Source organism: Streptomyces sp. 1114.5, from assembly GCF_003635085.1.
Lineage (GTDB): Bacteria > Actinomycetota > Actinomycetes > Streptomycetales > Streptomycetaceae > Kitasatospora.
In genome coordinates, this window is record NZ_RBXE01000001.1 from 1,750,332 (window position 1) to 1,774,714 (window position 24,383).

The 24,383-nt window shown below is 74.7% G+C and carries 24 protein-coding genes; 16 read left to right on the plus strand and 8 right to left on the minus strand.

Going from position 1 to position 24,383, the window contains the following annotated elements:
* Nucleotides 1-7 precede the first annotated feature (7 nt).
* Nucleotides 8-487 carry a macro domain-containing protein gene (locus BX285_RS07580; protein ID WP_121174764.1) on the minus strand — a complete coding sequence of 160 codons (480 nt, stop codon included), beginning with the start codon at nucleotides 485-487 and terminating at the stop codon, nucleotides 8-10.
* 9 nt (nucleotides 488-496) lie between these two features.
* Entirely contained in the window at nucleotides 497-1,816 is a 1,320-nt protein-coding gene (locus BX285_RS07585; RefSeq protein ID WP_121174765.1) for an MFS transporter, read from the minus strand.
* A 152-nt stretch (nucleotides 1,817-1,968) separates the two neighbouring features.
* Between BX285_RS07585 and BX285_RS07590 the strand changes: the two genes are divergently transcribed.
* On the plus strand, nucleotides 1,969-2,991 hold the full coding sequence (locus tag BX285_RS07590) for a LysR family transcriptional regulator (RefSeq protein WP_121174766.1): 1,023 nt from the start codon (nucleotides 1,969-1,971) through the stop codon (nucleotides 2,989-2,991).
* Between the two features lie 96 nt (nucleotides 2,992-3,087).
* Here BX285_RS07590 and BX285_RS07595 read toward each other — a convergent pair whose 3' ends face one another.
* A complete protein-coding gene (locus BX285_RS07595; RefSeq protein ID WP_097237306.1) occupies nucleotides 3,088-3,705 on the minus strand; it encodes a YceI family protein in 618 nt (205 codons plus the stop codon).
* Nucleotides 3,706-3,976: 271 nt separating this feature from the next.
* Here BX285_RS07595 and BX285_RS07600 point away from each other — a divergent pair, with 271 nt between their 5' ends.
* The 8 genes from BX285_RS07600 to BX285_RS07635 all read left to right on the plus strand — a co-directional run bounded on the left by BX285_RS07600 (nucleotide 3,977) and on the right by BX285_RS07635 (nucleotide 12,032).
* On the plus strand, nucleotides 3,977-7,243 hold the full coding sequence (locus tag BX285_RS07600) for a DEAD/DEAH box helicase (RefSeq protein WP_121174767.1): 3,267 nt from the start codon (nucleotides 3,977-3,979) through the stop codon (nucleotides 7,241-7,243).
* Entirely contained in the window at nucleotides 7,240-7,440 is a 201-nt protein-coding gene (locus tag BX285_RS07605) for a hypothetical protein (RefSeq protein ID WP_097237308.1), read from the plus strand. The genes BX285_RS07600 and BX285_RS07605 overlap by 4 nt, the downstream gene beginning before the upstream one ends.
* A gap of 189 nt (nucleotides 7,441-7,629) precedes the next feature.
* Complete coding sequence (sigJ, locus tag BX285_RS07610; protein ID WP_220783942.1) at nucleotides 7,630-8,526, plus strand: RNA polymerase sigma factor SigJ; 897 nt, start codon at nucleotides 7,630-7,632, stop codon at nucleotides 8,524-8,526.
* Nucleotides 8,527-8,560: 34 nt separating this feature from the next.
* Entirely contained in the window at nucleotides 8,561-9,685 is a 1,125-nt protein-coding gene (locus BX285_RS07615; RefSeq protein WP_121174768.1) for a MerR family transcriptional regulator, read from the plus strand.
* A 57-nt stretch (nucleotides 9,686-9,742) separates the two neighbouring features.
* A complete protein-coding gene (locus BX285_RS07620; protein WP_121174769.1) occupies nucleotides 9,743-10,546 on the plus strand; it encodes an alpha/beta fold hydrolase in 804 nt (267 codons plus the stop codon).
* A 105-nt stretch (nucleotides 10,547-10,651) separates the two neighbouring features.
* Nucleotides 10,652-11,059, plus strand: coding sequence for a helix-turn-helix domain-containing protein (locus tag BX285_RS07625; RefSeq protein WP_097237311.1), 408 nt, complete (start codon nucleotides 10,652-10,654; stop codon nucleotides 11,057-11,059).
* A 2-nt stretch (nucleotides 11,060-11,061) separates the two neighbouring features.
* The gene (locus BX285_RS07630; RefSeq protein WP_097237312.1) at nucleotides 11,062-11,562 is read left to right on the plus strand and encodes a hypothetical protein; all 501 of its coding nucleotides are present in this window, start codon (nucleotides 11,062-11,064) and stop codon (nucleotides 11,560-11,562) included.
* Nucleotides 11,563-11,681: 119 nt separating this feature from the next.
* A complete protein-coding gene (locus BX285_RS07635; RefSeq protein ID WP_121174770.1) occupies nucleotides 11,682-12,032 on the plus strand; it encodes a DUF2516 family protein in 351 nt (116 codons plus the stop codon).
* Between the two features lie 102 nt (nucleotides 12,033-12,134).
* Here BX285_RS07635 and BX285_RS07640 read toward each other — a convergent pair whose 3' ends face one another.
* Nucleotides 12,135-13,655, minus strand: coding sequence for a PP2C family protein-serine/threonine phosphatase (locus tag BX285_RS07640; RefSeq protein ID WP_097237314.1), 1,521 nt, complete (start codon nucleotides 13,653-13,655; stop codon nucleotides 12,135-12,137).
* A gap of 236 nt (nucleotides 13,656-13,891) precedes the next feature.
* Here BX285_RS07640 and BX285_RS07645 point away from each other — a divergent pair, with 236 nt between their 5' ends.
* Nucleotides 13,892-14,455 (plus strand): O-acetyl-ADP-ribose deacetylase, encoded by a 564-nt coding sequence (locus tag BX285_RS07645; RefSeq protein ID WP_183107023.1) that lies wholly within the window; start codon nucleotides 13,892-13,894, stop codon nucleotides 14,453-14,455.
* Nucleotides 14,456-14,651: 196 nt separating this feature from the next.
* Here the strand turns inward: BX285_RS07645 and BX285_RS07650 are convergent, their stop codons facing one another.
* A complete protein-coding gene (locus BX285_RS07650; protein WP_121174771.1) occupies nucleotides 14,652-15,485 on the minus strand; it encodes a class I SAM-dependent methyltransferase in 834 nt (277 codons plus the stop codon).
* A gap of 214 nt (nucleotides 15,486-15,699) precedes the next feature.
* Here BX285_RS07650 and mshA point away from each other — a divergent pair, with 214 nt between their 5' ends.
* A complete protein-coding gene (gene mshA, locus BX285_RS07655) occupies nucleotides 15,700-17,070 on the plus strand; it encodes a D-inositol-3-phosphate glycosyltransferase (protein WP_398900920.1) in 1,371 nt (456 codons plus the stop codon).
* Nucleotides 17,071-17,141: 71 nt separating this feature from the next.
* Entirely contained in the window at nucleotides 17,142-17,690 is a 549-nt protein-coding gene (locus tag BX285_RS07660) for a YbjN domain-containing protein (RefSeq protein WP_097237317.1), read from the plus strand.
* 10 nt (nucleotides 17,691-17,700) lie between these two features.
* Here BX285_RS07660 and BX285_RS07665 read toward each other — a convergent pair whose 3' ends face one another.
* Complete coding sequence (locus BX285_RS07665) at nucleotides 17,701-18,984, minus strand: MFS transporter (RefSeq protein ID WP_121174773.1); 1,284 nt, start codon at nucleotides 18,982-18,984, stop codon at nucleotides 17,701-17,703.
* A gap of 151 nt (nucleotides 18,985-19,135) precedes the next feature.
* On the opposite strand from BX285_RS07665, the gene BX285_RS07670 reads away from it, so the two are divergent.
* Both BX285_RS07670 and BX285_RS07675 read left to right on the plus strand, forming a co-directional pair.
* A complete protein-coding gene (locus BX285_RS07670; RefSeq protein WP_097237319.1) occupies nucleotides 19,136-19,894 on the plus strand; it encodes a phosphoglyceromutase in 759 nt (252 codons plus the stop codon).
* A 266-nt stretch (nucleotides 19,895-20,160) separates the two neighbouring features.
* Nucleotides 20,161-20,751, plus strand: a complete 591-nt coding sequence (locus BX285_RS07675) for a lytic polysaccharide monooxygenase (protein WP_121174774.1) — start codon at nucleotides 20,161-20,163, stop codon at nucleotides 20,749-20,751.
* Between the two features lie 44 nt (nucleotides 20,752-20,795).
* Here the strand turns inward: BX285_RS07675 and BX285_RS07680 are convergent, their stop codons facing one another.
* Nucleotides 20,796-20,975 carry a hypothetical protein gene (locus BX285_RS07680; RefSeq protein WP_097237321.1) on the minus strand — a complete coding sequence of 60 codons (180 nt, stop codon included), beginning with the start codon at nucleotides 20,973-20,975 and terminating at the stop codon, nucleotides 20,796-20,798.
* Between the two features lie 177 nt (nucleotides 20,976-21,152).
* Nucleotides 21,153-21,851 carry a phosphate signaling complex protein PhoU gene (phoU, locus tag BX285_RS07685; RefSeq protein WP_121174775.1) on the minus strand — a complete coding sequence of 233 codons (699 nt, stop codon included), beginning with the start codon at nucleotides 21,849-21,851 and terminating at the stop codon, nucleotides 21,153-21,155.
* 306 nt (nucleotides 21,852-22,157) lie between these two features.
* Here phoU and BX285_RS07690 point away from each other — a divergent pair, with 306 nt between their 5' ends.
* Both BX285_RS07690 and BX285_RS07695 read left to right on the plus strand, forming a co-directional pair.
* The gene (locus BX285_RS07690; RefSeq protein ID WP_121174776.1) at nucleotides 22,158-23,609 is read left to right on the plus strand and encodes a cell wall metabolism sensor histidine kinase WalK; all 1,452 of its coding nucleotides are present in this window, start codon (nucleotides 22,158-22,160) and stop codon (nucleotides 23,607-23,609) included.
* Between the two features lie 2 nt (nucleotides 23,610-23,611).
* A complete protein-coding gene (locus BX285_RS07695) occupies nucleotides 23,612-24,307 on the plus strand; it encodes a response regulator transcription factor (RefSeq protein WP_030061050.1) in 696 nt (231 codons plus the stop codon).
* The last annotated feature ends 76 nt before the right edge of the window (nucleotides 24,308-24,383 follow it).

Consider the following 24,383-nt stretch of genomic DNA (forward strand, 5'->3'; position numbering starts at 1 on the left):
AAGGAGGTCAGTCGAAGTCGTAGACGGTCACCGGCACACCGCGCGCCGCCAGCCGGGCGGTGACCAGCGGCTCGACCTTCTCCCAGCGCCCGCCCGCCAGTCCGCAGCCGATCCGCGGCATGTGGACGGAGGCGCCGAGTTCCAGCGCGCGGCTGCCCAGCGCGGCCAGCCCGGTGTCGATCGCCTCGTACCGCACCGGCACCCCCGTGGAGCGCCCTGTCCGGATGCCGCGCTGGCCGACCAGATTGGCCACCCAGACGTACGGCTCGACCTGCACCAACTGCAGGCCGCCGAGGCCGAAGTCGTTCTTCGCCCGCTCCCGGTGCCAGCATTTGTATGCGGCTTCGGGCTCGGGCCAGCGTCTGGAGAGCGCGAGCACGAAGCCCTTGCCCCAGCCGCCGAGGTCGTTGCAGACGTGCGCGATCACCTTCACGCCCTTGCCCTGGGGCGTGGTGGCATCGCCTCGGACGTAGGTGATTTCCGCCATGACTCGAAGTTAGACGGAGGCACTGACAACGCGCTCGGGATTTTCGCCCGCCGTCTCCGGCGCGGATTCCCCGGCTGTGGATCGCCTCCGCGTCCGCAGGTGCCGCCGTCCGGCCAGCGCGATCAGCAGCGCGAGCGCGGCGGCCGAGGCCGGCAGGGCGTACCCGGTGCCGGGGGCGGCGTGCTCGGCGACCGTCCCGGCGAGCGCCGCGCCGGTCGAGATGCCGACCACGATGCCGGACACCGCCATCGCCATGCCCTCGTTGAACTGCCGCTGCGGCAGCAGCTCCTGGACCAGCGTCATCCCGGTCACCATGGTCGGCGCGGTGGCCGTGCCGGCCGCGAACAGGGCCATCCCGAGCAGGACGAGCCCGGCCCCGCCCAGCCCGGCGGCGAGCGGCAGCAGCAGCACCGCGGCCATCGCCGAGACCCCGGCGAGGAAGCGCGCGCCCGGTGTCCGGCGCGGCGTCAGCAGCCCGAACAGCAGCCCCGCCACGCAGGATCCGGCCGCGACCAGGCCCAGCAGCACACCTGCCGCCGCCTTGTGCCCGAGCGCGTCGGCGTACGCCACGGTGGTGATCTCGGTCGCGCCGAAGACCATGCCGGTCGCGAGGAAGGTCAGCACCAGCACCCGCAGCCCGGGCACCCGCAGCGGGGAACCGTGCGGACGCCCGGAGGTCCGCCCCGGTGCCGGGGACGGGGAGGCGGAAGGAACGGGCGGCAACGGCGGTTCGGTGCACCGCTGCGCGGCGAACAGCAGGGCGCCGGTGGTGCCGAGCGTGCCGGCGGTGACCAGCCCGGCCTCCGGGGCGAGCGTGGTGCAGAGCAGCATGGCGAGCACCGGCCCGGTCATGAAGCAGAGTTCGTCCAGCGCCTGCTCGAAGGAGTTGGCCAGGTGCCGGGCGGCCGGGTCGTCCCGGTACAGGTGCGCCCAACGGGAGCGGGCCATGCCGCCGAGGTTGGGCGCGGCGGCGCAGGCCGCGTTGCAGAGGTACAGCGTCCAGTCCGGGGCGCCGAAGCGGACGCAGAGCAGCAGTGCGGCGAGCGGGACGGCGTTGTACAGCGCGGCCGGCACCGTCACCCGGGCCTGCCCGTAGCGGTCCACCAGCCGGCCGATCAGCGGCATCCCGATCGCGCCGGTGACCAGCCCGGCCGCCGAGACCGTCCCGGCGAGCCCGTACGAGCCGCGCCGCTCGGAGAGCAGCACCACCAGCGAGACGCCCGTCATCGGCATCGCGAGCCGGCCGAGCAGCCCGGCCAGGGTGAAGGCGGCGGCGCCGGGGGCCGCGAACAGCCGACGGTAGGAGGCGAGGAGGGCAGGCGCGGGCATCGGGCTCCTGAACGCAGGAAGAAGGGGGATGTCCCACAGCCTCGCCGCCCCGCCGGGCACCGTCCAACACCTGTTCCGCCGCATTCACAACACGCTGTTGTCAATTGCGTTGTCGATCCGCGTTGTCGATCCGCGTTGTTAATCTGCCGCCCATGCCCCGTGACCTGCACCCCCGCCTGCTCCGCGGCTTCGTCGCGACCGCCGAGACCCTGCACTTCGGCCGGGCCGCCGAACGGCTGCACATCGCCCAGCAGGCGCTCAGCCGGGACGTCCGGGCCTTGGAGGGGCTGCTCGGCGAGGCGCTGTTCACCCGCACCACCCGCAGTGTCGGCCTCACCCCGGCCGGGCAGCGGCTGCTGCCCCGGGTCCGCCGACTCCTCGCCCTGCACGACGAGATCCTTGCCGAGGCCGCGGCCGGCGCGGCCTCCCGGCCGCTGCTGCTCGACCTCAACAGCGACGTCACCGGCCCGGACCTCACCGCCGACCGGGTGCTCGAACGGGCCCGCGCGGCCTGGCCGGAGGGCGAGCTGCTGGCCCGCTTCCACGGCGGTCTGGCCGCGGCCGCCGTCGAACTGCTGGCCCACCGGCTGGACGCCTCCTTCGGCCGCTTCGCCGGGCTGCCCGCGCCTGTACGTGGCCAACTCGTCCAGCTGCCGGTGCGGTTGGAGCAGATGTCGGTGATGATGGCGGACACCCACCCGCTGGCCGGCCGCCCGGCGCTGCGCCTGGCCGAACTCGTCGGGCACCCCGTCGACATCTGCGCGGGCAACCCGGCCACCACCGAGTGGGCCGACCTCGGTGCCCGGCTGCTGCGCGAGCACGGCCTGACGGCGGCGGACCCGTACGTCCCGCCGGTGGGCGTGGACGAGACGGCCCGCTACCTCGCCCGGCACGGCGACCCGATGCTGACCACGGTCGGCGGGCCGAGGATTCCGGGCACGGTGAACCTGCCGCTGGTGGAGCCGGTGCCGCTGAGCCTGGTCAGCCTGGTGCACCGGCCCGGCGAACGGCACCCGGGGCTGCGCGCGCTGGCCGACGCGGCGGGTGTGCTGGGCGCGGCCGAGGGCTGGCTGCGCCGCCCGCCGGGCAGTTGGCTGCCGGAGGCCGATGCGGCGCTGCTCCCGACGGGTGTGTTGCCCGGCGGGCACGGCGGTGTAGCGGGAGTGCCGGCGTAGCGGGAGCGGGTTGAACGAAACCGCCCCTGCCCCGGGGGGGATGGGCAGGGGCGGTGCTCGTGGGGGCGGGCCGGGCCCGCCCGGCGGGCTGGCGGGTCAGGCGGCCTTGACGGCGGAGATGTCGAAGCTGAGCTTGACCTTCTCGCCGATCAGCACGCCGCCGGTCTCCAGCGACGCGTTGTAGGTCAGGCCGAAGGCGGTGCGGTCGACGACCGTGCTGCCCTCGAAGCCGACCCGCTCGGCGCCGTAGGCGTCGGTGGCGCTGCCGGTGTACTCCAGGTCCAGGACGACCGGGCGGGTGGTGTCCTTGATGGTGAGCTCGCCGGTCATCCGGTAGGTGTCGTCGCCGAGCTGCTCGGTGGAGGTGCTGCGGAAGCGGATCTCCGGGTAGCTGTCCGCGGCGAAGAAGTCGCCGGTGCGCAGGTGCTCGTCGCGCTGGGCCTGGTTGGTGTCGATGCTCGCGACCTTGATCACCAGCTCGGCCGAGGAGTTGTGCGGCGTGGTGCCGTCCAGGTGCAGCTTGCCGTCGTACTCGGTGAAGCGGCCCTTGACGTTCGTCACCATCGCGTGGCGGACCGAGAAGCCGATCTCGCTGTGCATGGCGTCGATCGTCCAGTCGCCGGTCAGGTGCGACAGGTCCGGGCCGGCCGGGGTCTGGACGGCGACGGCGGTGGCGGTCTCGGTGGTGGTCTTGGTGCGGTTGAACAGGCCCATGGCTCCTCCTCGGGTCCAAAGCCATTTGTTTAGGCTTCAACTTCTGGGCTCCAGCGTACGACGCTGTCGTTCAAATTTCAACCACGAACTTCGGGCGTTTCTTCCGCATTCGCCCGATTGCCTCGCCGGCCGGGCCCGACGGCAGGGGCAGCTTGGTCCGATGGCCGGGGCAGGCTGGGCCCCGCAGCCCGGCCCGCTCGGCCCGACGGCCGCTGTCAGACCCCCCGGCTAGGCTGCGAAGGACCGTCGTCACCCGCCCGGAAGGCCCCCGATGTTCGTCCTGCACGCGCTCTGGCGGGCGGACGGGCAGCTGGCGCTCTGGGCCGAGGACGCCCGCGCCCACCCCGGCGCCGCCGGGCCGCAGCCCGACCGCCCCGCCCCGCGCGCCCACCCCTACGCCTGCCCGGCCGCAGAGCTGGCCGCGGTGCTCGGCGGCATCGGCCCCGGCCTCGGCTGGCTCGCCGGGCAGGCACCTGAGCGCTGGGCCACCCTGCTGCTGCCCACCGTCGGCGCCGCCCCCGCGCCCTCGCCCGACCTGCCGGTCACCCCGCCGCGCGGCGGCGCCGTGCTCGCCCCCTGGCGGGTGCCGGCGCTGCTCTTCGACGCCGGGGCCGCCGCCCAACTGCTCGGCGAGGTCTTCGACCCGCAGTGGGCCGTCACCGGCACCGACCTGCCCGGCACCGGGCGGGTCGAGGTCGTCCACGGCCCCTCGCTGCGCTGGCTCACCGGGGTGCACGACCTCGCCTGGCGGACCGTCGGGCGCGGCCGGGTGCTTCCGGTGCCGGTCCTGGCCGACGCCCGCCCGCAGGCCCGCTGGCGGCCCGACCCGACGCCGGCCGGCCGCCGCGAGGCCGCCGCCCTGGCCGCGGGCTGCCCGCCCGTCCTGCTCGGCGAGTGGCCGCACGGCGCCGGCACCGGGGAGGCACTGCTGGACAGCGCGCTGGAGGCGCTGGTGGACGCCGAGGCCCGCGCCGCCCTCGCCGACCGGCGCTCCCCCTTCCCGGAGCCGGGCGAGACCGTCACCGAGCGGTGGCTGCACGCCCTGGCCACCCCCGACGGGGCGCTCGACGGCCTCCCGCCCGCCGACTCCGGCTCCGACGGCTCCGACGGCTCCGACGGCTCCGCAGAGTTCGCCGAGTTCGCCGAGTTCGCCGAGCTGCGCCGCCGGGTCGCCGCCTGGTACGCCGCCGCCGAGCCCGCCGACCCAGCGCTGCGGCTCTGCTTCCGCCTGGTCGAGCCGCTCGGCCCCGATCCCGACGACCCCGAGGGCCGCCCCTCCGACGACGCCTGGCAGCTGGAGTTCCTGCTCCAGGCCGTGGACGAGCCGTCCCTGCTGATCCGCGCCGCCGAGCTGCACGAGGGCGGCGCCGGGTACGCCGCCCTCGCCCGCAAGGCGGGCGATCCCGCCGTCGGCCCGGCCGCCGACCCCGTCGCCGACCCCGTCGCCGTCCTGGTCGCCGAACTCGCCCGGGCCGCCCACCGCTGGCCCGACCTGGACGGGCTGCGCCACCGCTCCCGCCCGTCCGCCCTGCCGCTCGACCGGGCGGGCGCGCTGGACTTCCTGCGCACCGCCGCACCCGCCCTCGCCGAGGACGGCTTCGGCGTGCTGCTGCCCGCCTGGTGGCGCCGCCGCCCCCGGCTCGGGCTCGCCCTGCGCGCCACCACCCCGCCCGCGCCCGGCTCGCTCGCGACCACCAGCCAGGTGGACCGGGACGCCGTGGTCGCCTTCCGCTGGCAGGCCGCGCTCGGCCCGGACGGCGCACCGCTCACCGAACAGGAGCTGGCCGAACTGGCCGCCGCCAAGCAGGGGTTGGTCCGGGTCCGGGGTGCCTGGCTGGAGGCCGACCCGGCGCAGATCGCCGCCGCGCTCGCCTTCCTCGCCGACCGGCGCGACGGCGTCCTGGCCGCCGCCGACCTGCTGCGGCTCGCCCTCGACCCGCAGGCCACGGTCGCCGGGCTGCCCGTCACCTCGGTCCGCGCGGACGGCCCCCTCGGCGACCTGCTCGCCGGGCGCGCCGACGCCGCCCCCGCCCCGGTGCTGCCCCCGGACTTCCGGGCCGTGCTGCGCCCGTACCAGGAGCGCGGGCTGGCCTGGCTGCGGACGATGTCCGGGCTCGGCCTCGGCGCCGTCCTGGCCGACGACATGGGCCTCGGCAAGACCGTCCAGACCCTCGCCCTACTGGCCGCCGAACAGGCCGAGGCCGCCGGGAGGACCGCGCAGGCCGATACCGCCGAGGGCGCCCCCGGCCCGACCCTCCTGGTCTGCCCGATGTCCCTGGTCGGCAACTGGCAGCGCGAGGCCGAGCGCTTCGCCCCCGCCCTGCGGCGCTACGTCCACCACGGCTCCGGCCGCCTCGGCGCCGATCGACTCGCCGAAGCCGTACGGGGAGCGGACCTGGTCATCACCACCTACGGGCTGGTCCAGCGCGACCTCGCCGCCCTGCGCACGATCCGCTGGCGCCGGGTGGTCGCCGACGAGGCCCAGCACATCAAGAACACCGGCACCGCACAGTCCCGGGCGATCCGCGCCCTGCCCGTCACCCGCCACCGGATCGCGCTGACCGGCACCCCGGTGGAGAACCGGCTCTCCGAACTGCACGCCGTCCTGGACTTCGCCAACCCCGGCCTGCTCGGCCCGGCCGAACGCTTCAAGGAGCGCTACGCCATCCCGGTCGAACTGCACCGCAGCCCCGAGCGCACCGCCGAACTCCGGCGCCGCACCGCGCCGTTCGTGCTGCGCCGGCTCAAGTCCGACCCGGTGGTGGCCGCCGAGCTGCCCGCCAAGCAGGAGATGACCGTCTGGTGCAACCTCACCGCCGAACAGGCCGGCCTCTACCAGGCGGTGGTCGCCGACCTGCTGCGGCGGGTCGAGGGGATCAAGGGGGTGGAGCGGCGCGGCACGGTGCTGGCCGCGATCGGCAAGCTCAAGCAGGTCTGCAACCACCCGGCCCAACTGCTGCACGACGGCTCGGCGTTGGGGGAGCGCTCGGGCAAGGTCGCCCGGCTGGCCGAGCTGCTGGAGGAGGCGCTGGCCGAGGGGGATCGCACGCTGGTCTTCACCCAGTACGCCGAGTTCGGCACGATGCTCCGCCCGTACCTGGAGCGCCGGCTCGGCGAGGACGTGCTCTACCTGCACGGCGGCCTGTCCCGGGCGCGCCGCGAGGAGCTGGTCGAGCGCTTCCAAAGCCCGGACGGCCCAAGAGTGTTCCTGCTCTCGCTGCGGGCCGGCGGCACCGGCCTCAACCTGACCGCCGCCAACCAGGTGATCCACCTGGACCGCTGGTGGAACCCCGCGGTCGAGGAGCAGGCCACCGACCGCGCCTTCCGGATCGGCCAGCGCAGGGACGTTCAGGTCCGCCGACTGGTCTGCGTCGGCACCGTCGAGGAGCGCATCGACGAACTCCTCGCCGCCAAGCGCTCCTTGGCCGAGACGGTGGTGGGGGAGGGCGAGCACTGGCTCACCGACCTCCCGCTGGGGGCGCTGCGCGAACTGGTCGCCCTCACCCGGGAGGACGCCGTTGCGGAGGAGGACGCGTGACCGAGCAGCCGACCCCCATGGTCAACGTCGCCGCCTACTGGCGCGGCGACTTCAGCCTGCGCCCCGCCCCGCCGGCAGGCGAGCCGCCCGAGCCGGACGAACCCTCGTTGCGCCGCCTCGGCCGCTCCGGCATCACCGTCCACGGCCGCGATCTGGCCACCCTCCTCGCCCCCGCGTACGAGGCCTTCCGCAGCTGAGGGGGCGCCACGGCCGTGGGGTAGCGTCCGAGGGTGACCGACACCCACGACACCCGGGCCACCGGCGACCGGCCGATCACTGACCGGCCGGCCGACGGCCGTCCGATCGCCGGCCGTCCGATCGCCGACCGGGCGGCCGACACCGAGCCGACCGCGACCCGGCTGGCCGACTTCGAGCAGCACCGGCGGATGGTCTTCGGCATCGCCTACCGGATGCTCGGCAGCGTCGCCGACGCCGAGGACCTGGTCCAGGACACCTGGCTGCGCTGGAGCGGGGTCGCCGGCCCGGTCGCCAGCCCCGGCGGCTTCCTGGCCCGTACGGTCACCAACCTCGCCCTCAACCGGCTTGACTCGGCCGCCGTCCGCCGCGAGTCCTACGTCGGCCCGTGGCTGCCCGAGCCGCTGGTCGCCGAGCCGGACGCGACCGAGGGCGTCGAGCGCGCCGAGACCGTCTCGCTCGCGCTGCTGGTGGTGCTGGAGAGCCTGTCCCCGCTGGAGCGGGCGGTGTTCGTCCTCAAGGAGGCCTTCGGCTTCTCCTACCAGGAGATCGCCGAGGCCCTGGGCCGCACCGAGGCCGCCTGCCGCCAGGTCGGCAGCCGGGCCAGGGCGCACGTGCGCGCCCGCCGCCCCCGCTACGACGCCCCGCCCGAGCTGCGCCGCCGGGCCACCGACGAGTTCCTGGCGGCCTGCGTCGGCGGCGACCTCAACCGGATGCTCGAACTGCTCGCCCCGTCCGTCACCACCTGGAGCGACGGCGGCGGAGTGATCAGCGCCGCACGGCGCCCGGTCACCGGCGCCGTGAACGTGGCCCGCTTCATCCTCGGCGTGCTCCGCCGGCGGGGCGAGGGCGCCGCCGCCGCCCACCCGGTTCTGGTCAACGGCGAGCCCGGCGTGCTGGTCACCGTGGACGGCGCGGTCGACTCCGTCTCGGTGCTCGACTTCGTGGAGGGCCCGAACGGCACGCTCCTGATCTCCGCGATCCGCGCCATCCGCAACCCGCAGAAGCTCACCCACCTCACCGCCCCCGCCGACCCCAGCACCCCCGCCGACCCCGCCGGCCCCGGCGGCGGTGCCGACCGGGCTTGACCCTCGACCAGGTCGAGCCCGCAGAGTCACCGGCATGGAGAGCGAGCTGCACAGCATCGGCGAGCTGGCCCGCGCCAGCGGCCTCGGCGTCGGCACCCTGCGCTACTACGACGGCGCCGAGGTGCTCGCCCCCGCCTGGGTCGACCCGCAGACCGGCTACCGCTGGTACCGCCCCGACCAGCTCGCCGACGCCCGACTGCTGGCCCGGCTGCGCCGGGTCGGCCTGCCGCTGGCCGGCATCCGCGCCGTGCTCGGCGCCGCGCCCGGCAGCGGCGAGGCCCGCCGGGTGCTCGACGCGCACCTGCACCGGCTGGAGGACGGCCTCGCCGACGCCCGTCGTGAGCTCTCCCTGATCCACGCGCTGATCGACCAGAGGGAGCAACCGATGTCCACCACCCCCGCCGACGTGCGCCGCACCGTCCCCACCGAGGAGCTGGCCGCCGCCCTGGACGCGGTCCGCTTCGCGGTCTGCGGCGACCCGGAGCTGCCCTCCCTCGCCGGAGTGCTGTTCGAGCCGGACGGCGCGGTGCTGCGCCTGGTCGCCACCGACCGCTACCGGATGGCCCTCGCCGAGGTCCCCGCCTCCGAGGCGCCCGCCTCCGAGCCGGCGACCCCCGCCGCGCCGGCCTGCGGCGTCATCGTCCCCACCCCCCTGGTGGACGCCGTCCGCGCCCTGCTCGGCGCGGGTCCGGCCGAGGCCAGGCTCACCCTCGGCGGCGGCCTGTTCCGCTGCGAGATCGGCGACCACCGGATCGAAGGTGCCGCACTGGACTTCGACTACCCCGACCACCGGGCCCTCACCAGGCTCGAACCACAGCACCGGATCACCCTCGCCGCCGCCGACCTCCGCGCCGCCGTCGAGACCGGCGCCACCCGCACCCTGCCCTCCGGCCCGCACGGCACCGACTGCGAGGTCACCGTCCTCACCCTCACCGAGGACGGCCGACTGACCGTCGCCGCCGACCCGGCCCCCGAGGACTTCCGACTGGCCGTCAACCGGGACTTCCTGCTCGACGCCCTCGACGCCGGCCGCCCCGACCGGTCCGACCAGCCCGGCCAGCTCCTGCTCGAACTCGGCGGTCCCATCGCCCCATTGGCCATCCGCACCCCCGGCCGCGCCGGCACCTTCTCCGTCCTGATGCCCATCCGCCTTCCGTAGAGCCCGCCTTCGGGCCTGCCCTGGATCCCCCCGCCGGCGCCCTGAGAGGATCGCCGGATGAGCCCCGACACCGGTCACCCCGCGTCCCAGGTCCAGGTCCCCGCCCCCGGTGGGGGCCGGCTGTGGGCGGAGCGCTCCGGCGCCGGCCGCCCGGTGGTGCTGCTGCACGGCTCCGGCATGGACTCCCGGCTGTGGGACGCCGTCGTCCCGGCGCTCTCCCGCCACCACGACGTGATCCGCTACGACGTCCGGGGCCTGGGCCGGTCCACCGACCCGGAGCAGCCGTTCGACGACGTCGAGGACCTGCGCGCGGTGCTGGACCACTTCGGCCTGCCGAGCGCCGCGCTGGTCGGCCTGAGCATGGGCGGGGAGACCGCCCTGGACTTCGCCCTCGCCCACCCGGGCCGGGTCGACTACCTCGGGCTGGTCGGCGCCTCGGTCAGCGGCCACGACTGGCCGCCGTCCCCGGAGACCGCCGCCTACGCGCAGGCCCGCCGGCAGGGCGACGCGGCGGCCCTGGCCGAGCTGGAGCTGTCCGTCTGGGCGTCCATGGGCCGTACCGCGCCGGGCGGCGAGCTGATCGCGACGATGGTCGCGGAGAACGCGGCCCGCCGCCTGGTCAGCGAGCACTTCCTCGCGGGCGCCCCCGCCAGGCCCGCCGAACCCCGCCTCGGCGAGGTCACCGCCCCCACCCTGGTCGTCCACGGCGACCGGGACCATCCGGAGATCGCCGCGATCGCCCACCGGCTCGCCGCCGACATCCCCGGCGCCCACGGCCACCTCGTCCCGGACGCCGACCACTACCTCCCGCTGCGCACCCCCGAACGGCTCACCGACCTGCTCCTCGCCCACCTCCGCTGACCGCCCCCGCCCCACCGGCCCGCCCCACCCTCGCCCAGCCGCGCCGCATTTGCTCCCGCTAGCGTCCTGCTTGCATTTGCAAGCGCGGTGTTGCAGGCTGTCCGCATGGCCTCACTCAATGTCGGCTCGCTGGGCGAGTACATCCGGGAGCAGCGTCGCAACGCCCAGTACTCGCTGCGGCAGCTGGCGGAGGCCGCCGGCGTGTCCAACCCGTACCTCAGCCAGATCGAGCGCGGGCTGCGCAAGCCGAGCGCGGAGATCCTGCAGCAGATCGCCAAGGCGCTGCGGATCTCGGCGGAGACGCTGTACGTCCAGGCCGGGATCCTGGAGGAGCGGCGGGGCGAGGGCCTGGAACTGCGGGCCGCGATCCTGGCCGATCCGCTGATCAACGAGCGGCAGAAGCAGGCGCTGCTCGCGGTCTACGACGCCTTCCTCAAGGAGAACGCCGCCCCGGCCCCGGGTGCGACGACCGACGCCTCAGCCACTCAGAACCCCCACCGGGAGGACCGGTAACCATGCCGATCACGGACGACATCAAGAAGACCCTCAGCGACCCCACCCCGCTGTACGCCCTCGCCGGCGCCGGGGACCTCGCGTACGAGAAGCTGCGCGAGGTGCCGGGCAAGGTCGAGGCGCTGGCCGCGGACCGCAAGGGCGCACAGGAGAAGGCCACCGCGAAGCTCCAGGAGGCGCAGTCGCTGCTGGCCGAAGCGCCGGCCAAGGTCAGCGAGGCGGTCACCGCCCTGCCCACCGACCTCAAGGCCCTGCAGGAGCGGGCCCAGGGCTTCGCCCTGCAGCAGGTCGGCCGGGCGGTCGAGCTGGCGGTGAAGGCCAAGGAGACCTACGACGAGCTGGCCGAGCGCGGCAAGGTCGTGGTGGACAAGGCCCGCCCGGGCGCGCCCGCCGAGGCCGCCGGACCGGCCGAGCTCCCCGAGGAGCCCACCGCGGCGGAGCCGGCGCCGAAGAAGCCCGCCCGGGCCCGGAAGCCGAAGGCCGCTTCCGCCGACTCGGAGTGAGCGGGCCCCTGCGGGGGCACATTCGGTGACCGCGGGACGTTGACCCCGGCGCGCACGGTCCTCGTGCCAGGATGGGCGGGGATCGAAGCGCCGGAGTTTGAGAGACAGAGGAGATCGCGATGGGCGGAACGCTCCAGATTCTGGCCTTCCAGTACCTGAATCCGGTCTGGTGGGCGACGATCGCCATCCTCGCCTACAAGTTCTTCGCCCTGGTCGACGCGGCGACCCGCCGCGAGGACGCCTACCGGGCGGCGGACAAGAAGACCAAGGGGTTCTGGGTCGCGATCCTCGCGATCTCCTTCGGCTGGGACTTCCTGTTCGGGGTGAACTTCTTCACCGGCATCGGCACCCTGGCCGGCCTGGTCGCTTCGATCGTCTACGTGGTGGACGTGCGCCCCGCGATCCGGGCGCTGACCGGGGGCGGCGGCCGCGGCGGCCGGAGCAACACCGGTCCGTACGGGCCCTGGTAGCCGGAGCGGCGGACAACGCGGCGGCCCGGGCGGGGAGTTCACCCGCCCGGGCCGCCGCATGTCCGCAAGCTCTCCGGGGTCCGAACACACCCCGCCCGCCGGTCAGCCCAGGATCAGCTGCACCGGGTTGCGCTCCAGCAGCAGCACCGCGACGTCGTCGGTCAGCGCCCCGCCGTTGAGCTCCTCGACCTCGGCGATGGCGCTGTCGACCAGCCGCCCCCGGGTCAGCCCGGCGGACTGGTGGTCGCCGATCAGGTCGGCGAGCCCGTCCTGGCCCAGGCGCCGGGAGCCGGCCCCGACCCGACCCTCGATCAGCCCGTCGGTGTAGAGCAACAGCCGCCAGCCGGGCCGGAGTTCGACCTCGTGGGCGGGCCAGGCGGCCTGGCCGTCGTGGCACGGCAGCAGGCCGAGTGCGGGTCCGGCGAGGTCGGAGGGCAGCGAGACCGGCTGGTGGTCGCGGCCGAGCAGCAGCGGCGCCGGGTGTCCGGCGAGGTAGAGCCGGGCCCGCTCGCCGGAGCCGAGCGATTCGAGCTTGCCGTCCGTGCCGCCGGGCTCGATGACGAGCATGCAGAGCGTCGCGAAGATCTCGTCGCTGCGCCGCTCGTGCTCCAGCACGTGCTGGAGGGTGGTGAGCAGGGCCTCGCCGGTGAGGCCGGCGAAGACCAGGGTGCGCCACGCTATCCGGAGCGCGACGCCGAGCGCGGCCTCGTCCGGGCCGTGGCCGCAGACGTCGCCGATCACGACGTGGACGGTGCCGTCGTCGGTGCGCACGGCGTCGTAGAAGTCGCCGCCGAGCAGGGCGCGGCGGCGGCCGGGGCGGTAGCGCCGGGTGAAGGAGAGCCCGGCGCCGTCCAGCAGCGGGGTGGGCAGCAGGTGGCGCTGGAGGCGGGCGTTCTCCTGGCCGCGCAGCTCGGCCTCGACGAGGCGGCGCTGGGACTCGTCGGCGCGTTTGCGTTCGACGGCGTAGCGCAGGGCGCGGGCCAGCAGCGGGCCGTCCGTCTCGTGCTTGATCAGGAAGTCCTGGGCGCCGGCGGCGACGGCGGCCGCGCCGAGTTCGGCCCCGGCGGCGTCGGTGAGCACCACGACGGGGATGTGCGGGGCGCGCCGGAGCAGTTCGTGCAGGCCTTCGAGCCCGTCGGAGGAGTCGGAGGGGTGCGGCAGGTCGGCGAGCGCGGTGAGGTCGAGCAGCACGCAGCCGAACTCCTGGCCGCGGCTGCGTCCGCGCCGGGCCGAGTGGGCGGGCGGGGCCAGCAGGGCGGTGGCCTGGTCGAGGCCGCGGGCCCAGTGGATCTCGATCGAGGTGCCGCTGTCGGCCACCGCCGCCTTGATCAGCTGGGCGTCCGAGATGTCGTCCTCGATGACCAGCAGCCGCAGCGGTGCGCCGCTGTCGGCGGGGCCGTCCTGGCCGGGGCCCGGCATGACCTCGGAGACGTGGGACGGGTGGGCGGCGTGGGCCGCGCGGGCGCCCCGGACGGGCTGCGAACGGGGGTGGGGTATCGGGGGAGTCGCCGTCGTGGGGCCGGTGCTGGCCGGGCGGGTGCGGGCATGACCGACGGGGGCGCCGCCATGGGCGCCCGGCAGGTCCGCGGCACCAGGTGCCCGCCCGTCTCCCGTTGCGGGCATCGGTGGTTCCTCCCTTTCCCCGACTGCGTAACGGTCGACGTCCGTCCGCAGTGCCCTCCTGGCACCGTGCGTCGGGGAACTTCTCGCGACCATAACGTGATCTCCGGGGATTTCTCTGGCCGACCGGCGCCGTTGTGGTTATTGCCACGCCGGTGGCGGTGTGGTGATACGACTCGGACGACGGTTCGGATGCCCGTCCCGGCGGCTGCCGCGCGGGGCGGAGAAGGGGGCAGGCGGTGCGGACGCGGATCACCCTGGTCGAGGGTGACATCACGGAACAGCAGGTGGACGCGGTGGTGAACGCCGCCAACTCCTCCCTCCTGGGTGGTGGCGGGGTGGACGGTGCGATCCACCGCAAGGGCGGGCCGCAGATCCTGGCGGACTGCCGCCGGCTGCGCGCCTCGCACTGGGGCAAGGGGCTGCCCACCGGGCGCGCGGTGGCGACGACAGCCGGACGGCTGCCGGCCCGGTGGGTGGTGCACACCGTCGGGCCGGTGTACCGGGCGGAGGAGTACGAGGAGCGGGCGGAGCTGCTGGCCTCCTGCTATCGCGAGTCGCTGCGCGCCGCCGTCGAGCTGGGCGCGCGCACGGTGGCCTTCCCGGCCGTGTCGGCCGGGATCTACGGCTGGCCGCCGGCGGATGCGGCCCGGATCGCGCTGACCACCGTCGCGCAGGTGCTGGACGGCGGTGACGCGGAGGCGGGCGCGGAGCTGGCGGAGGTGCGGTTCGTGCTGTTCGGGTCGGAGATGTACGAGGTGTTTGACCAGGCCCGGCGGGACCTGCTCGGGCTGGACGGCTGACAGCAAGGCCGGCGGTGCTGCCGGGCGGCCTGTGGTGTCGCCGCCCGGCCGGGTCCATCGTGGCGCGGCGGGGCGTCAACACGCCAGAGATATTCGATAACTCGTTCGAGTGAATGCATCGGTTCGCTCACCAGCTCCCGCGAACACCGTCCGCCCGCACCCTCACACGCCCCCCTCCCGCACTTCTGTACGGCGGCTACGGCGCCAACGCCGACCAGGGCAGCGTGACCTCGCCCTGCCGCCACCGCCCGCGGGCGTCCACCAGCGGCCAGCTGCCCGCCAGCGCCGTGCAGGAGGCCACCCAGCGCTGCCGCGCCCCGAACGCCCCGTACGGCGCGGCCGCCGCCCAGGCCCGGTCGAAGTCGGTCAGGAAGGCGTGCACCGGGCGGCCCGGCACGTTGTGGTGGATCAGCGCCTTCGGCAGCCGTTCGGCCAGGTCGGAGGGCCGGTCGAGGCCGCCCAGCCGGGCCGCGAAGGTCACCGTCCGGGGCCCCTCCGGGCCGAGCGCGACCCAGACGTGCCGCCGCCCGACCTCGTCACAGGTGCCCTCGACCAGCAGCCCGTCCGGGGCGAGCCGGGCACACAGCCGCTCCCAGACCCCGGCCACCGCCGACTCCTCGTACTGCCGCAGCACGTTGGCCGCCCGGATCAGCTGGGCCGGCGCACCGCCGTCCAGCGGCACCTCGAAGCCGCCGCGCCGGAAGGTGAGCAGCGGCGGCTCGGCGTACGGCAGCGCGGCCGCGACCCGCTCCGGCTCGATCTCGATCCCGACCACCCGCACGTCCGGCCGCACCGCGCGCAGCCGCCCGGCCAGTTCGACGGCCGTCCAGGGCGCGGCGCCGTAGCCGAGGTCCACCGCGACCGGCGGGCGCGCGGCGGAGCGCAGCGCGCGGCCCAGGGTGTGGGCGATCCAGCGGTCCATCCGGCGCAGCCGGTTGGTGTTGGTGGTGCCCCGGGTGACGGTCCCCACCGGGCGTCCGGTCCGCCCGCGGGCGGGCACGGCGGTGGCGGGGTCGAAGGAGGCAGCCATGCCCAGAAGGGTAGTCGGGCCCTCGGCGGCACCGCGCTGACCAGGGGCGACGCCCACCCGCCCGGTTCGTGGGGCGGACCGGGAATGCGCCACGACGCCCGCGTGGTTGGCATCCTGGTGGTGATGTGTGCCCGGACGGGGCAGCGCACACCGGACAACGGGCGGCCCCACGCGGACCGCAGACGGGCCGCACAGAGGAGGCTTCAGCCAGGTGATCCAGCATCCCGTCCGTTCGGTACGCCGTGCCCAGCCGGCCGTGCCCGCGCGCGGCCGGCTCCAGTCGCTCGTCCCGGGCCGCCGCCGCCCGCGCCGGATAGCCATGATGAGCGTGCACACCTCGCCGCTGCACCAGCCCGGCACCGGGGACGCCGGCGGGATGAACGTCTACATCGTCGAGCTGGCCAAGCGCCTGGCCGAGCTCAACATCGAGGTCGAGGTCTTCACCCGGGCGATCTGCTCGGACGACGCGCCGACCGTCGAGCTGGCCCCCGGGGTGCTGGTCCGCCACGTCACCGCCGGGCCGTACGAGGGCCTGATCAAGGAGGACCTGCCGGCCCAGCTGTGCGCCTTCACCCACGGGGTGCTGCGCACCGAGGCGGGCCACCGCCCCGGCCACTACGACCTGGTGCACTCGCACTACTGGCTCTCCGGGCAGGTCGGCTGGCTCGCCGCGCAGCGCTGGGGAGTGCCGCTGGTGCACACCATGCACACCATGGCGAAGGTCAAGAACGCCGCGCTGGCCGAGGGCGACACGCCCGAGCCCGCGGCCCGGGTGATCGGCGAGACCCAGGTGGTGGAGGCGGCCGACCGGCTGATCGCCAACACCACCGAGGAGGCCGCCGAGCTGGCGCTGCACTACGCCGCCCGGCCGGACCAGCTGGCCGTCGTCCACCCCGGGGTCAACCTGGACGTCTTCCGTCCCGGCGGCCCGCAGGCGCGGTCCGCCGCCCGGGCCCGGCTGGGCCTGCCGCAGGACGCCGCCGTGCTGCTCTTCGCCGGCCGGATCCAGCCGCTCAAGGCCCCGGACGTGCTGCTGCGGGCGGTCGCCGAGCTGCTGGCCCGCCGCCCCGAGCTGCGCGAACGCCTGGTGGTGCCGGTGGTCGGCGGGCCGTCCGGCACCGGGCTGGCCCGTCCGGAGAGCCTGCACAAGCTCGCGGCCCAGCTCGGCATCTGCGACGTGGTGCGCTTCCACCCGCCGGTCGACCAGGAGCGGCTGGCGGAGTGGTACCGCGCGGCGACGGCCCTGGTGATGCCCTCGTACAGCGAGTCCTTCGGCCTGGTCGCGCTGGAGGCGCAGGCCTGCGGCACCCCGGTGGTGGCGGCCTCGGTCGGCGGCCTGCCGGTCGCGGTGCGCGACGGCGAGACCGGCACCCTGGTGCGCGGCCACGACCCGCTGGACTGGTCGCACGCGCTGGAGCCGTACGTGACCGACCCGGAGCTGGTGGCCCGGCGCGGCGCGGCGGCCTCCCGGCACGCGGCCGGCTTCGGCTGGGACAGTGCCGCGGCGACCACCGCCGAGGTGTACGCCGGCAGCCTGGCCCGCCCGGCCGGCCGGCTCGCCGTCACCCGGCGCCGGCTGACCTGAGCGCCCGGCCCCTCGTCGCCGGTTCCCGGCCCCCGCGCGCGGTGCGGGTACCGCCGAGTAACGTCACCCCCATGGCAATCCGCACCAAGGACGAGGCCCTGACCCTCCTGCGCACCGCCCTGGACGACGCGGGGGTGGGCTGGGAGCCGGCCGCCACCGACCCGTACACGCTGGTGGCGACGCTCCCGGGCACCCGGAAGCTGAGCACCACCTGCGCCCTGCGGGTCGGCGACCACACCCTGTCGGTGAACGCCTTCGTGATCCGCCGCCCGGACGAGAACCACGAGGGCGTCTACCGCTGGCTGCTGGAGCGCAACACCCGGCTGTACGGCGTCGCGTACGCGATCGACGCGCTCGGCGACGTCTACCTGGCCGGCCGGCTGCCGCTGGAGGCGCTCACCCCGGAGGTCGTGGACCGGCTGCTCGGGACGGTGCTGGAGAACGCGGACGAGCCGTTCAACACCCTGCTGGAGCTGGGTTTCGCCTCGGCGATCCGGCGCGAGTGGGAGTGGCGGACCAAGCGCGGGGAGTCCACCCGCAACCTGGCCGCCTTCGCCCACCTGGCCGCCCCGACCGCCGACGGCTCCCCGGCGCCCGAAGGCGCTCCGACCGCCGACTGACCGGCCGGGCTCAGGCGTCCGCCGGAGCCTTCTCGGCCTCCGCCGCGGGCGCCGTCACCCCAACGGCCACCAGGGGTCCGTCCCCCGCCGCGGCACCGGTCCGCTTCCCCAGCAGGGTGTACCCGGCCGCGGCCACCATCCCGCAGACGGCGCAGGCGCCCCACAGCACCCCGCCGCCCGCCCGCTCCAGCAGCACGCCGCCCGCGGCCGGGCCGAGGAACGAGGCCAGCGACCAGGAGAGCGAGTAGACGCCCTGGTAGCGCCCGCGGGCATGCGTCGGCGACAGCTCGGCGATCAGCCCCATGAGGGTCGGCGTGTAGAAGATCTCCCCGATCGTCCAGATCGTCACGGTGAGGGCGTAGAACCACGCGGAGGACCCGGCGAGGGCCGTCATCCCGAACCCCCAGCCGATCAACAGCGCGGCCGCCGCCAGCATGGCCGACCGGCTGCGGTTCTCGACCCACCGGGTGAGCGGGATCTGCAGCAGCACGATCAGCAGCCCGTTCAGGCCGATGACCAGGCCGTACTCGACGGACGTGACCCCCTGGCGGCCCATGTCCACCGCGAGGGTGGTGGAGCTCTGCTGGATCACCAGGGCGAGCAGCAGGGTGAGCCCGACCACGGCCATGAAGCGGCTGTCCCGGAACACCGTGCCGAGGCCGATCGTCGGTTCGTCGGCCTTCTCCACCGGGGCGTCGGGCTTGGTCTCCGGGATCCTGACGAAGATCACCACGGCGCAGAGCACCGTGGAGAGCGCGTCCAGCAGGAAGAGCGTGAGGTACCCGTGGGTGGCGATCAGGCCGGCGACCGCCGAGGAGAGGCCGAAGCCCAGGTTGATCGCCCAGAAGTTCAGCGAGTAGGCACGGACCCGGTCGGCGGCCGGGACGATGTCCGCGATGATCGCCGAGATGGCCGGCCGGGTGGCGTTGTTGCAGAAGCCCACCAGGAAGGCCACCACCGCGATCGCCACCCGGCCGTCCGTGAAGCCGAGCACGGCGGTGAACAGCGCGGTGCCGAGCTGCGCGGCGAGCAGGGTCGGGCGCCGCCCGATCCGGTCGGTCAGCACCCCGGCGACGATCGCGGAGGCCGTCGAGCCGAGGCCGAACAGCGCGGCGACCAGGCCCGCGTAGGACGCCGAGTACCCCCGGGTGCTGGTGAGGTAGAGCGCCAGGAAGGTGACCACGAAGGCACCCAGCCGGTTGACCAGGGTCGAGACCCAGAGCCACCAGAACTGACGCGGCAGCCCGCCCGCCGTCTCCTGGATCATTCTTCGGAACCGGGGGGTGACGAGCATGGTGGAGGCTCCCGAGGGCAGGCGTCCGCTGAGCGGCGCGGGCGGGCCCGGCCAGCCGACGCACGTAAGTGGCAGGTGCGCGGCGCACACATTACCCACCGGTCGACGGTCCCCACCAGGGGTTTTCGGGCCCTCCACTAAGCTGGGGGCCATGGCTGACACGACGTACCGACTCATCCTGCTCCGTCACGGCGAGAGCGAGTGGAACCAGAAGAACCTGTTCACCGGTTGGGTCGACGTCGACCTCAACGAGAAGGGCGAGAAGGAGGCCGCCCGCGGTGGCGAGCTCCTGGCCGCCGAGGGTCTGCTCCCCGACGTCCTGCACACCTCGCTGCTGCGTCGCGCCATCCGTACCTCGCAGATCGCCCTGGACAAGGCCGACCGCCACTGGATCCCGGTCAGCCGCAGCTGGCGCCTGAACGAGCGGCACTACGGCGCGCTGCAGGGCAAGGACAAGGCCCAGACCCTGGCCGAGTTCGGCGAGGAGCAGTTCCAGCTGTGGCGCCGCTCGTACGACACCCCGCCGCCGGTGCTGGCCGACGACTCCGAGTACTCGCAGGCCGCGGACCCGCGCTACGCCGAGATCCCGAGCGAGCTGCGTCCGCGCACCGAGTGCCTCAAGGACGTCGTCGACCGGATGCTCCCGTACTGGTACGACGCCATCGTCCCGGACCTCGCCGCCGGCCGGACCGTCCTGGTCACCGCCCACGGCAACAGCCTGCGCGCGCTGGTCAAGCACCTCGACGGCATCTCCGACGAGGCCATCGCCGGCCTGAACATCCCGACCGGCATCCCGCTGGTCTACGAGCTCGACGCCGACTTCAAGCCCCTCACCAAGGGCGGCCGCTACCTCGACCCGGACGCCGCCGCCGCGGCCATCGAGGCGGTCAAGAACCAGGGCAAGAAGTAACCCGAGAAGTAGCCCGAAGGCCTGTGGGCCCCGCCACCCGGTTCGCCGGGAGCGGGGCCTTCTTCGTCCAACCCGCCTTCCCCTCCCGGGAGTTGGACAAGGGTGGAAGTGGTGCAGACCATTGACGGGCGGGGTGGCGGCTCCTACCGTGAGGGCACCGGACTGGCGCAGGCATGCCAGGAATCCCCCCGTTCGGGCCGCCGCACCCCCACGCGCGCGCGTCTGCGCCCCGGCGCACTCTCCATCCACCCCCACGGAGGAGCACCATGCGCACACGTCACATCGTCGGGGCGGCCGTCGCCGCGCTGGCCGTCCCGCTCGCGCTCGCCTTCCCGGCGTCCTCGCACGGCTACATCTCGACCCCGCCCAGCCGGGCCGCGCTCTGCGCCGCGGACGCGGTCGCCTGGGACTGCGGCGAGATCCAGTGGGAGCCGCAGAGCGTCGAGGGCCCGAAGGGCTTCCCGTCCGCCGGCCCGGCCGACGGCACCATCTGCGCCGGCGGCAACGCCCGCTTCGCCGAACTCGACGACCCGCACGGCGGCAGCTGGCCGACCACGGCGGTGACGGCCGGCCGGCCGTTCACCTTCACCTGGAAGTTCACCGCCCGGCACGCGACCACGAATTTCAAGTACTACCTGACCAAGCCCGGCTACGACGCGAGCCGGCCGGTCACCCGGGCCGACCTGGACCTGACGCCCTTCCTGACCGTGCCGTACGGCGGGAAGCAGGTGCCGAGCACGCTCAGCCACACCGCGACCATCCCGACCGGGCGCACCGGCCACCAGGTGGTCGTCGCGGTCTGGGAGATCGCCGACACCGGGAACGCCTTCTACTCCTGCACCGACGTCAGGTTCTGACCGCGGGAACGGCCCGCACCCGAAACCGGTGCGGGCCGCACGCCTCAGTGGCCGCCGCAGCAGCCGCCGTCCGCGCCGCCGCACTGGCAGGGCGCACCGGACTGGCAGCCGCAGCCGCAGCCCGGGCCGCAGCCGCAGCCGGCCGCGAGGACGGGCAGCAGCCTGGGGGCGGGTGGCTCGACGGTCTCGCGGGCCGGTGCCGGGCGGGTCGGGTTGGCCTTCATCGAGCGGTTCCCTCCGTGAAGCGGGCACACTCCGGCGCCCGATAGTTCGAGTGAAACGCCGAACGGAGGGAGCGTCAACGGGCGTGCAGTGGTGGGACGTACGGAGAACCGTGCGCCCGCACCACCCTCGCCACAGGTTTACTCACCCCTCGGGGGGAGCGGCCGTCGGAGCGGAGCTCACTCCGCGGAACCGGCCTCCACGGCCTCGGCGGCCTCGGTGGCGGCCACGAACTCGGCCACGTGCTCGCCCGTCACCAGGTACACCACGCGCTTGGCGACCGACACCGCGTGGTCCGCGAAGCGCTCGTAGTAGCGGCCGACCAGGGTGAGGTCGACGGCGGTCTCGATGCCGTGGTGCCAGCGCTCGTCGATCAGGTGCGACAGCAGCTCGCGGTGCAGGCTGTCGATGGCGTCGTCGTCCTGCTCCATCTCCAGGGCCTTGTCGACGTCCTTGGTGGCGATCACCAGGCCGGCCTTGGCCACCAGGCGCTGGGCGAGCTGGCCCATCTCCAGGACGGTGGAGTGCAGGTCGCGCGGCACCGCCGTGTCGGGGTAGCGCATCCGCGCGACCTTGGCGACGTGCCGGGCGAGGTCGCCGCAGCGCTCCAGGTCGGCGCTCATCCGCAGCGAGGTGACCACGATGCGCAGGTCGGTGGCGACCGGCTGCTGGCGGGCCAGCAGGTCGATGGCCCGGTTCTCCAGCTCGTGGTGCAGGTCGTTGATCCGCGCGTCGGCGGAGATCACGCTTTCCGCCAGCGCCAGGTCCGCGTCGAGGAGGGCGGTGGTGGCGCGGCCGAGGGCAGAGCCGACCAGCCGGGCCATCTCGACCAGGCTGTCGCCGATCGCATCGAGTTCCTCGTGGTACGCGTCGCGCATGTTCTCTCCTCAGAAGCTGTGTCGGTGGCGGTGCCGACCGGTCATCCCGTAGGACCGTCGTTCCGGCGTCCGGGTGACCGCTGCTGGTGGCGCGCATCGTACGCGCACACCCGAGCCGGTGGCCGCCGTTCGGCACACCGATCTCTCCCACACGGGCTGCCCGGCCAACTTTCCGCCGCCCGGGCGACGACGTTCGGCCGGTGCGGTGAATCGGCGGGTACGTGGAGGTGAATTCTCGGCAACGCGTGGTGGATGCCTTGATCCACCCCTTGGGGAGTGGCCAGGCCGTGCGCTTACGCTGGCCACATGGACGTGAACGTGGCCGCCGCCGCTGCCTGCGCCATTGCCGGGCTCGGCGTCGGCCTCACCGCCTCCATCGCCTTCCGCTGGAGCGAGCGCGAGCAGGCCCGCGGCAAGTACGGCGCAACCGGCGGCAGGAACCAGGGCCGGCACCAGGCACTGGGCACCGGCACCCCCGAGCCCCCGCTGCCGCCGGGGGTCGACACCGTGCTCTCGGTGCTGCGCTCCTGCGCGATCGTGCTGGGCGAGGGCGACGAGGTGGTCAAGGCCAGCTCGGCGGCCTACGCGATGGGCCTGGTGCGCGGCGGCGCGGTCGCCGTGGACCCGATGCTGGCGCTGGCCCGGGCCACCCGCCGGGACGGCGAGATCCGCCAGGTCGAGCTGGAGGTGCCCCGAGCGGGCGCGGCCCGCGCGGCCGAGCCGCTCGCGGTCTCCGTCCGGGTCGCCCCGCTGGGCTCCCGGCTGGTGCTGGTGCTGGTCGAGGACCAGACCGACCGGCGCCGGGTGGAGGCCGTCCGCCGGGACTTCGTGGCCAACGTCAGCCACGAGCTCAAGACCCCGGTCGGCGCCCTGTCGCTGCTCTCCGAGGCGGTCGCCGACGCGTCCGACGACCCGGAGGCGGTGCAGCGCTTCGCCGGCCGGATGCAGGTCGAGGCGACCAGGCTGGCCAGCCTGGTCCAGGAGATCATCGACCTCTCCCGGGTCCAGGACGACCGGCTGATGGCCGACCCGGAGCCGGTCGCGGTGGACGAGCTGATCGCCGAGGCGATCGACCGCTGCCGCCAGCAGGCGGCCGCCAAGCAGATCCTGATCGCGGCCGGCGGCATCGCCGGCCTCTACCTGCACGGCAACCGCGGCCAGCTGGCCGCCGCGCTCGGCAACCTGGTCGAGAACGCCGTCAACTACAGCCCGCCCCGCACCCGGGTGGCGATCGCCACCCGGCGGATCTCCAGCGCCGCGGCGCTCGGGGAGGCGGACGGCGAACTCATCGAGATCTCGGTCACCGACCAGGGCATCGGCATCTCCGAGAAGGACCGCGAGCGGGTCTTCGAGCGCTTCTACCGCGTCGACCCGGCCCGCTCCCGGCAGACCGGCGGCACCGGCCTCGGCCTCTCCATCGTCAAGCACGTCGCCGCCTCGCACGGCGGCACCGTCTCGGTGTGGAGCGTCGAGGGCCAGGGCTCGACCTTCACCATCCGCCTGCCCGCCGGACAGGCGCCCGCCGCCGACGAAGCCGACGAAGCCGACGAAGCCGACGAACCCGACGAACCCGACGACTCCGCCGAAGCCGACGACTCCGCCGACGGCCAGGACACCCCCGCCGCGGCACCCCGGACCCTCACCACGGACCACGTGGACCGTACGGACCGCAGAGACCGTACGGACCGTTCGCTCCCCGCCGGGGAGCGGGAACAACACCTGTCAGCCACAACCCCCCAGCTTGCCCCGGAGGCCTGATCGTGACCCGAGTACTGGTGGTCGAGGACGAGGAGTCGTTCAGCGACGCCCTCTCGTACATGCTCCGCAAGGAGGGCTTCGAGGTGGCCGTCGCCGCCACCGGCCCCGACGCCCTGGAGCAGTTCGAACGCAACGGTGCCGACCTCGTCCTGCTCGACCTGATGCTGCCGGGCCTGCCCGGCACCGAGGTCTGCCGCCAGCTCCGGGTGCGCTCCAACGTCCCGGTGATCATGGTGACCGCCAAGGACAGCGAGATCGACAAGGTCGTCGGTCTGGAGATAGGCGCTGACGACTACGTCACCAAGCCGTACTCCACCCGCGAGCTGGTCGCCCGGATCCGCGCGGTGCTGCGCCGCCGCGGCGAGGACGGCGGCGCGGGCGAGAACGGCGGCGGCCCGGGTGCCCTGGAGGCGGGCCCGGTCCGGATGGACGTGGACCGGCACGTGGTCACCGTGGACGGCGCCAAGGTCGACCTGCCGCTCAAGGAGTTCGACCTGCTGGAGATGCTGCTGCGCAACGCGGGCCGGGTGCTGACCCGCATGCAGCTGATCGACCGGGTCTGGGGCGCGGACTACGTCGGCGACACCAAGACCCTGGACGTCCACGTGAAGCGCCTGCGGGCCAAGATCGAGCCCGACCCGGGCGCGCCGCGCTACCTGGTCACCGTCCGCGGCCTGGGCTACAAGTTCGAGCCGTAAACCGCCCCGGAGCGGTGCGGGGCCGGAGCCCGGGCCGTGGCCCGTGCGGGCGCCCGGCCCCACCGCACGCGGAAGG